This is a genomic window from Tunicatimonas sp. (assembly GCF_049647865.1).
In the GTDB taxonomy this organism is placed as follows: domain Bacteria; phylum Bacteroidota; class Bacteroidia; order Cytophagales; family Cyclobacteriaceae; genus Tunicatimonas.
In genome coordinates this window covers 1-7830 of sequence record NZ_JBARYM010000397.1, presented here as the reverse complement: position 1 = coordinate 7830, position 7830 = coordinate 1, and the positions used below count along the sequence as shown (strand labels likewise).

8 protein-coding genes are annotated in these 7830 nt (G+C 48.5%); 5 read left to right on the top strand and 3 right to left on the bottom strand.

All coding sequences use genetic code 11. From position 1 onward, the window contains the following. From WBA23_RS11930 to WBA23_RS11920, 3 genes are all read left to right on the top strand, one after another. Positions 1–1360: DUF1553 domain-containing protein (locus tag WBA23_RS11930; protein ID WP_424582506.1), on the top strand; the 1360-nt coding region annotated here is incomplete at its 5' end. Between the two features lie 4 nt (positions 1361–1364). Next, positions 1365–2810, top strand: coding sequence for a DUF1501 domain-containing protein (locus WBA23_RS11925; RefSeq protein ID WP_424582505.1), 1446 nt, complete (start codon positions 1365–1367; stop codon positions 2808–2810). A gap of 32 nt (positions 2811–2842) precedes the next feature. Then, entirely contained in the window at positions 2843–3727 is an 885-nt protein-coding gene (locus WBA23_RS11920; RefSeq protein ID WP_424582504.1) for a phytanoyl-CoA dioxygenase family protein, read from the top strand. A 1-nt stretch (position 3728) separates the two neighbouring features. On the opposite strand, the gene WBA23_RS11915 is transcribed toward WBA23_RS11920, so the two are convergent. Continuing rightward, entirely contained in the window at positions 3729–4697 is a 969-nt protein-coding gene (locus WBA23_RS11915; protein ID WP_424582503.1) for an App1 family protein, read from the bottom strand. 67 nt (positions 4698–4764) lie between these two features. On the opposite strand from WBA23_RS11915, the gene WBA23_RS11910 reads away from it, so the two are divergent. Continuing rightward, the gene (locus tag WBA23_RS11910; protein ID WP_424582502.1) at positions 4765–5607 is read left to right on the top strand and encodes a diacylglycerol/lipid kinase family protein; all 843 of its coding nucleotides are present in this window, start codon (positions 4765–4767) and stop codon (positions 5605–5607) included. A 15-nt stretch (positions 5608–5622) separates the two neighbouring features. Further along, positions 5623–6273, top strand: a complete 651-nt coding sequence (locus tag WBA23_RS11905) for a bifunctional 4-hydroxy-2-oxoglutarate aldolase/2-dehydro-3-deoxy-phosphogluconate aldolase (protein ID WP_424582501.1) — start codon at positions 5623–5625, stop codon at positions 6271–6273. A gap of 6 nt (positions 6274–6279) precedes the next feature. Here WBA23_RS11905 and WBA23_RS11900 read toward each other — a convergent pair whose 3' ends face one another. Both WBA23_RS11900 and WBA23_RS11895 read right to left on the bottom strand, forming a co-directional pair. Next, positions 6280–7029: a hypothetical protein gene (locus WBA23_RS11900; RefSeq protein ID WP_424582500.1), complete on the bottom strand. Its 750-nt coding sequence runs from the start codon at positions 7027–7029 to the stop codon at positions 6280–6282. Positions 7030–7126: 97 nt separating this feature from the next. Continuing rightward, positions 7127–7830: Crp/Fnr family transcriptional regulator (locus WBA23_RS11895; RefSeq protein ID WP_424582499.1), on the bottom strand; the 704-nt coding region annotated here is incomplete at its 5' end.

Genomic DNA, 7830 nt, shown 5'->3' with positions numbered 1-7830 from the left:
GTTTACTTTGGGTCAGCGTACGCATATTATTCCGTTTAAAGACGGGGGAATTGATGAAATTAAGATTTACGACCGGGCGCTAACCGGCTTAGAAGTGCTGTACGAGTACAATCCAGCAGAAGCTACCGCAGTTATCAATAATCAGGAATCAGATAAGCAAAGCTCACTTTTGCAGGAACACTACTGGATGCGGGCGGATGCTTCGGCAAAAATGCTCCGAGATAGTTTGCACCACCAGCGAGTGAAGATAAACGACCTGATAAACCAGATTCCCGAAATCATGGTGATGGGCGACTTGGAAGAGCCGCGCCCCACTTACGTACTAGACCGAGGGCTGTACGATTCCCCCACCCAAGAAGTGCAACCCGGAGTGCCGGAAACGGTCTTATCCTTCGGTGAAGAATTTCCCCGCAACCGGCTAGGGCTGACCCAGTGGATGTTTGATGATGACAACCCTATCACCGCTCGGGTGTTCGTGAATCGTGTTTGGCAGATGCACTTCGGACAAGGTTTAGTCGAGACTTCCGAAGATTTTGGCAATCAGGGAGCACTACCCAGTCACCCGGAGTTGCTGGACTGGCTAGCGGTTACTTTCGCAGAATCGGACTGGGACATAAAAGCTCTGCACAAACTCATTGTGATGTCGGCTACCTACCGCCAGAGTTCCGTCATCACCCCCGAATCAGCCGAGCGAGACCCCAACAATACACTTTTAGCCCGTGGCCCTCGGTTCCGGCTACCCGCCGAGATGATCCGCGATAATGCCTTAGCAATCAGTGGACTTTTGGTAGATACCGTGGGCGGAGCCAGCGTGTACCCCTATCAACCCGCCGGACTGTGGGATGAGTTGAGTAACAAAGGCTGGCGGTATCAGTATTTGCAGGAGCCAGGTGATGGTCTGTACCGGCGCAGCTTATACACCGTTTGGAAAAGAACCTCCCCTCCCCCGTCGATGCTGATTTTTGATGTATCGGATCGAAGCGTCTGCACGGTACGCCGACGAACCACCAGCACCCCGCTACAAGCACTGGTGCTTTTGAACGATCCTCAGTATCTGGAAGCATCCCGCGCCCTGGCCGAACGATTGATGCAGGAAAATCAATCGGCAGTAGAGCAGCAACTGGAGAAAGCGTTCCGGCTAATTACCGGGCGCGTGCCCGATGAACCGGAAATGCGTATGCTTACCGAATTCTATCGGAAAGAAGTGCATCGCTTCGAAAGTCGGCCCGAGGATGCCACTGCTTACTTGGCTATTGGCGAATCAACTGGGGATACCTCCTTACCTACCGCGCAAGTGGCCGCACTAGCTACCGTTTCTAATGCGATTATGAACACCAACGAAGCGTATACCCGACAATAGAATCATGGAAGAAATAAAGCGATTACAACTGCGGCAGTCCCGCCGAGATTTTTTGAAACAAAGCAGTTTAGGCTTTGGCGCGCTAGCGTTGGGCAATCTACTCAACCCCGCTGAGGCACTGGCTACATCGTCTTCCACCGGAGGAATCGTTTCAGGACCGCATTTTCCGGCAAAAGCTAAACGAATCATCTACTTATTTCAGAGTGGCGGGCCATCTCAGATAGAAACCTTCGACTACAAACCGGCATTAGCTAAGTGGCACGGACAGGAAATTCCCGACTCGGTAAAGGGTACCCAGCGCAATTCGGGCATGGTTACCGGACAATCTACCTTCCCGCTGGTCAAATCTATCTATGACTTTAAGCAGTACGGGCAGGCGGGAGCTTGGGTGAGCGAACTGTTTCCGTACACCTCGCAGGTGGTGGATGATATGTGTATTATTAAATCGATGTACACCGAAGCCATCAATCACGAACCCGCCGTGATGTTTATGCAAACCGGTTCTCAACTAAGCGGACGGCCCAGCATGGGTTCCTGGCTGAGCTACGGTTTAGGCTCGGACAATGAAAACCTGCCGCACTTCATTGTGCTTATCTCCAAGGGCGGAGGTGCCCAACCACTGAGTTCGGCCGCTTGGGGCAATGGTTTTTTGGCTTCCCACCATCAGGGAGTACAGTTCCGCTCGGGAAAAGATCCAGTGCTGTATCTGAATAATCCCTACGGAGTGCACCAAGAAGATCGTCGCCGGGCACTGAATTATATTAAAGAGATGAACGAGCACCAGTACGGTATCTGGGGCGATCCCGAGATTCACTCCAAGATTACTCAGTACGAAATGGCTTACCGGATGCAAACCTCGGTACCCGAAGCGGTAGAGGTGGATAACGAACCCGACCACGTGTACGAACTGTACGGCGAAGACGCGCGGAAGCCTGGCACGTACGCCGCCAACTGCTTACTAGCGCGCCGGCTGGCCGAACGTGATGTAAAGTTTATTCAGCTCTACCACATGGGCTGGGATCAGCACGGCGGACTTCCCGCGGGCATCAAACGGCAAGCCCTCAGCACCGATCAGGCTACTGCCGGATTGCTCAAAGACCTGAAGCAACGCGGGTTGCTGGAAGATACGCTAGTGGTCTGGGGCGGAGAGTTTGGCCGGACTAGCTTTTCTCAGGGTCGCTTGACCAAGGATGACTACGGGCGCGATCACCACCCGGGCTGCTTCACCATGTGGATGGCCGGGGCCGGAGTAAAACCTGGAATGGTGCACGGCGAAACCGACGAATTTAGTTATAATGTTACCAGCAACGGAGTGCACGTCCACGACTTCCAAGCAACTTTGCTGCACCTGCTGGGAGTAAATCACGAGCAGCTTACCTTTAAGCACCAAGGGCGCCGCTACCGTCTTACCGATGTGCACGGACACGTGGTGAAGGATATTCTGGCGTAGCTTATTATTCTCGATCTGAAAAAAATCGTACTATGTCAACCACGACTGTCCAAGACTTATCCAATGTTCACGAATTAATCTCTGACTTATTCAAATGGCCCCAGAATCCTGAGGAGTGGGAGCAGTACCAACTCAGCGATGAGCAGGTAGCGTTCTTTCAGGAAAATGGTTATTTATCCGATGTTAAACTGCTGGGAGAATGGCAGGTTGACCAATTACGGGACGAATTAGAAGACCTTACCGACCCTGACCATCCCGGAAATTCGTTATTCTACGAGTTTCATTCCAACGAATCTGCTGATCCTAATGCCACCTTGTTTCACTCGCTGGGGCATTGGCGTATCAAACCCGGTTTTCACGATATTTTGTGGAACCCCGCCTTTGTGATGGCGGCCAGTCAGTTACTGGGCGATGCTTCGGTTCGCTTTTGGCACGACCAGCTCTTCTGCAAACCCGCCCGGCACGGCGGAGTGGTTGCCTGGCACCAGGATTATTCGTACTGGACGCGTACCGTTCCGATGCAGCACCTCACCTGCTGGGTAGGCTTGGACGATGCTTCTACCGAGAATGGTTGCTTGCACTACGTACCGGGTAGCCACCGTTGGGGCTTACTCGACAAGCCCGAGTTAGCCGGAGATATGGAAGGGGTGATGGATTACCTCACGGAAGAGCAAAAGGCAGGGTTTAAGCCCGTTCCGGTAGAGATGAAGCGCGGCTACGGCTCCTTTCACCATCCACTGACGGTGCACGGCTCCTACGCCAACCATTCCGAGCGTTCCCGTCGGGCGTTGGTACTTAACGTATTCGCTGATGGCACCCAGTCCGACTCCAACGATGAAGTGCTAACGGGTGTTCCCCCGATTAAAAAGGGCAATACGATGGAAGGGCAGTTTTTTCCTCTACTTTATCAGGCTTAACTTAGATGATTCCAATTTTTTTGGAGTGAGCAATGGCTTTTTGGCTATCTTGAAAGTAACACACCTCTACGTCTAGATCTTGAATATTAGCTAGTACTTTTTCGACTTTCTTGTTAGGACTTTTGCCCGTTTGGCGGATATAAATGGCTTTTACGTTCAGTGGGAAGTGTTTGCTTACTCGTTCGTAGAGATACGGATCGTGCTGAGAATCATCGCCTAGTAGCACGTAATCCAGGCGAGGATAGAAGGTGATAATATCTTTAATTTTGATAAATTTATGATCGTGGCTGCCCCGGCCCGTCATCAGAAAATCAGCTAGGCTAGTCTTAATCTTTTTGAGCTTGATAACGGCTTTGGGTAGTTGATGAATCTCGGCAAAGCGCGTAATAAATGAATACAAATTCCACTCGCTACTGGATACGTAGAAGAAAGCGTTAGAAGCTTCCTCATTGTCTTGCCCCGATCTACTTAACGCCTGATAGTGATCTACCACGTCGTCAAAAATCCTTCGCCGGTTTACGTTACGAAACAGCATAACGTACAGCTTCCTGAACACCCGGTTGCTGTACGAAATCAGAAAAGTATCATCAATATCGGAGATAACCCCCAACTGGCTTGGGAACGGTTTTAATAGCTCCCCCTGCTCTTCCAGTTGCTGTCCGTCTACTTGGCAGCGAATGCTAAACGAATGCCAACCACTGGGTAGCGATTTTTCCAGTGGAAGATTAAACCGGAAGTACCCATCGCTGGTAGTTTTGGAAGAAACTTCCCAACCATTAAGCGAAAAAATAACTTTTGTGTTACTTAAGGGTTTAATTCGGAACATACGAACAATCGCCCAAGCATGTCTGAATTTTCCGTTTTCCAGCGTAGAAACCGAAGGTAGGTGAGAACGGAAAATGTGACCGAAGACAATAACTTCTTGGTCGTTGGCGTACCCTCGGTATAGTTTTAGATTTATTTTTTTCAACTTTTATTAATTGTTAGGTTGATAATTTTTTTGTGTAATGGAACAGCCCAGCAAAGTTTTATTTGTCGTGAATCCTATTTCCGGTGATACCGATAAAGAGGAAGTTATTCAAAAAGTAGAGCAGCAGGCAACCCAGCGTGACCTGGAGCTCAGAACGTATCATACCACTGGAAAGCAAGACCCAGAGAAGATCGCTGAACTCCTTAACACCTTTGAGGCCGATCGGGTTTTGGTAGCGGGGGGCGATGGTACCATTAAAATGCTGGCAGAAACCCTGCGCGACCAGCATATTCCACTGGGTATTCTACCTACAGGATCAGCCAATGGGTTAGCTTATAACCTGGGTATCAGCGAAGTGGCTGAAGAAGCCATTGAAACTGCTTTCGGAAATCGTTTACGCAAGATCGACGTAATTTGTGTCAATAATGATCTATGTCTCCATATTAGTGACTTAGGCCTTAACGCCGAGCTAGTAAAAAACTATGAATCGGGCCAACTGCGGGGAAAGTTAGGTTACGCACTTCAATCTATTCCCACTCTAATTAAGAGCAAAATGCCCTTTAACTTTGAGATAACTACTGATGAAGGTACACTACACCGGAAAGGCATTTTATTAGCTTTGGCCAATGCTGAGCATTACGGCACTGGGGCCCGGGTAAATCCAGACGGAAAAATGGACGACGGTAAGTTTGAGGTGCTGATTTTCAAAAAATTTAATGTGATTGATATTGCTCAGACACTTCGTGATGAACCTAACTTAGATTCTGATTTTATGGAGTTTGTAACTACTACTCGGGTAAAAGTGCGCTGCCAACAATCGGTTCCTTTCCAGATAGACGGAGAATATTACGGAGAAGTAGATCAACTGGAAGCATTTATTATGCCCAATCATTTACAAATAGCCGTCTAACGATGGTAGCACCACATGGCAACTAACGCATCGTTCTCCTGGGAACACTTTCATAACGCACCTATCGTGGGTATTATCCGGGGCTTACCTTTGACAGTAGTCCAGCCCATCGCCCAGGCCTATCAAGAAGCCGGGCTGACTACATTAGAAATTACGATGAATACACTAGATGCCCCCGAAACAATCTCGGCACTTAGGAAAGAGTTTCCTAATATGAATATCGGAGCAGGAACAATATGCACCATGGGTGATCTTACTAGTGCTCTTGATTCGGGAGCGCAGTTCATCGTAACCCCCGTTTTGGTGGAAGAAGTAGTGAAGCGCGCGGTAGCTCAACAAATACCGGTTTTTCCCGGTGCCTATTCACCTACCGAAATTTATCAGGCCTGGACCTGGGGTGCCTCAGCAGTAAAAATATTTCCGGCAACACAGCTAGGGGCGCATTTCATAAAAGATATTTTGGCTCCACTCAATGAGATTAAGTTACTGCCTACCGGGGGTGTTTCGAGAGAGAATATTCACGCATTCTTTGCGGCGGGAGCAGTTGGGGTAGGCATGGGAAGTTCTCTGCTGGATAAGCAATTAATCAGTGAGAATAACTTTGATGGTCTGAAAGAGCACTTTATCAAAATCAAAAAGGAGATACGGGATTTTACCGCTACGTAACAACAATCAAATAATAAGCTTGAACTGCGTTATTGGTTCCAGTGCCTGATACAGCGGGGCAGATGAAATATCGGAGGGGCTTATCAGCAACGCATTCTTTTTATAATCTATCATATCCGGTAGCATATGCATCGATCGTTGATCAACTCGGTAAACCGCTAAGTGGGCAAAGTGTAGTTTCAAGTACTCTATCCAGAGCTTTTCCTCCTGCGCCGGTACGTGACTATCCGGGGGGCGGGTAATGAATAAAGTAGTAGAGGTGGCCAAGCAGAGCTTAGGAAAGAGGCAAGCCATCTGCTTAATCCTACGGTAGGTACCCGGCTTACCATCGTCTACTAAGATAATGTGGTTCACCCGATCTTCTCCGGCGGGAGCGACCAAAGTAGGGCAAGAAAACAAGGAGTAACGAGTCGATTTTTTAATATCATACTCTTGGCAAAGCTGCTGATAGTTAGCTTGCTCTATCACCAAAATGTCCGAAAATTGTGCTTCTCGCTGTAGATCTCGGAAAGTAGCTTCGTAGCCGCGAATTCCGCTTTTATGGTTCGGTAGGCGGCTTATCGCCGAACGAGTGCGCTTTTTTACCGGACTCATTACCTCAGCCGTTGATACCTTTTCCGACAGCGTAGAGTTTGACTTAAGGTGAAGGTTCACCAGTATATTATTACTCGAGCTGAAATAATAAGAGGTTAAACGTAGTAAGGAATTAAAGTCCTCAGTCTGGTTTCGGCACAGCAGAATTCTCTTTCGGTTCATAGCAAACGAAATTTATATTCCGCCAAAGTACCGAGTACGCAACAAGAGAAAAATGACTAAAGTCAAACAATCGCGAATTTTTCAGAAAACTACATCTCTAGTATAAATTAGCCGTTCGTACTAATCCTTGAGAATCTTCCACCCTAATTTTACGTCCCTGCGTTGAAACCAGACCATCGTCTTTGAATTCGTGCAGTAAGCGGATCAGCGTTTCCGTAGCCGTGCCTACCATGTTAGCCAGATCGTCGCGGGTAAGGTTGATCTCGATGGGGCCATCGTCTTGGGCATCCATTCCGTAGGTATCCTTCAGTTTAAGCAGTGTGATCGCCAACCGTTCCCGCACGGTTCGTTGGGCCTGATTGGTAAGATTTTCGGTCATCAGCCCTAGCTCGTGGCACACCTGTTTCATAATTTGTTGATTAAAATCAGATGATTCTTGCAGGGTCTGTAAAAAGGTAGATTTGGGCAAAAAGCAGATAGTACAGTCTTCCAGGGTTTCGGCGGACACCTGATAGGTTTCTTCGGCCAACAGAGCTTTGTAGCCTAGCAAACCACCGTCATTAGCAATGCGAGTAATCTGCTCCTTACCGTCGTAACCTAGCTTGTATACCTTTACTTTACCCTGGTTGATACAAAATACACCGAGGGGGCGGGTGCCTTCGTGAAACAGTATTTGCCCTTTTTTATATACCGTACATGACTTGCTATCGGAGATATTAGTAAGTTGATGACTGCACAATGTACCAAACAGGGAGTTGGCTCGAGAGCGACAGGCTTGGCAGGCAATGGAAGGATGGCGAG

Bases quoted from the DNA above. Each gene is read 5' to 3' on its own strand.
- WBA23_RS11900 (WP_424582500.1), bottom strand. From the start codon at position 7,029: ATGAACCGAAAGAGAATTCTGCTGTGCCGAAACCAGACTGAGGACTTT.
- WBA23_RS11925 (WP_424582505.1), top strand. From the start codon at position 1,365: ATGGAAGAAATAAAGCGATTACAACTGCGGCAGTCCCGCCGAGATTTT.
- WBA23_RS11905 (WP_424582501.1), top strand. From the start codon at position 5,623: ATGGCAACTAACGCATCGTTCTCCTGGGAACACTTTCATAACGCACCT.
- WBA23_RS11920 (WP_424582504.1), top strand. From the start codon at position 2,843: ATGTCAACCACGACTGTCCAAGACTTATCCAATGTTCACGAATTAATC.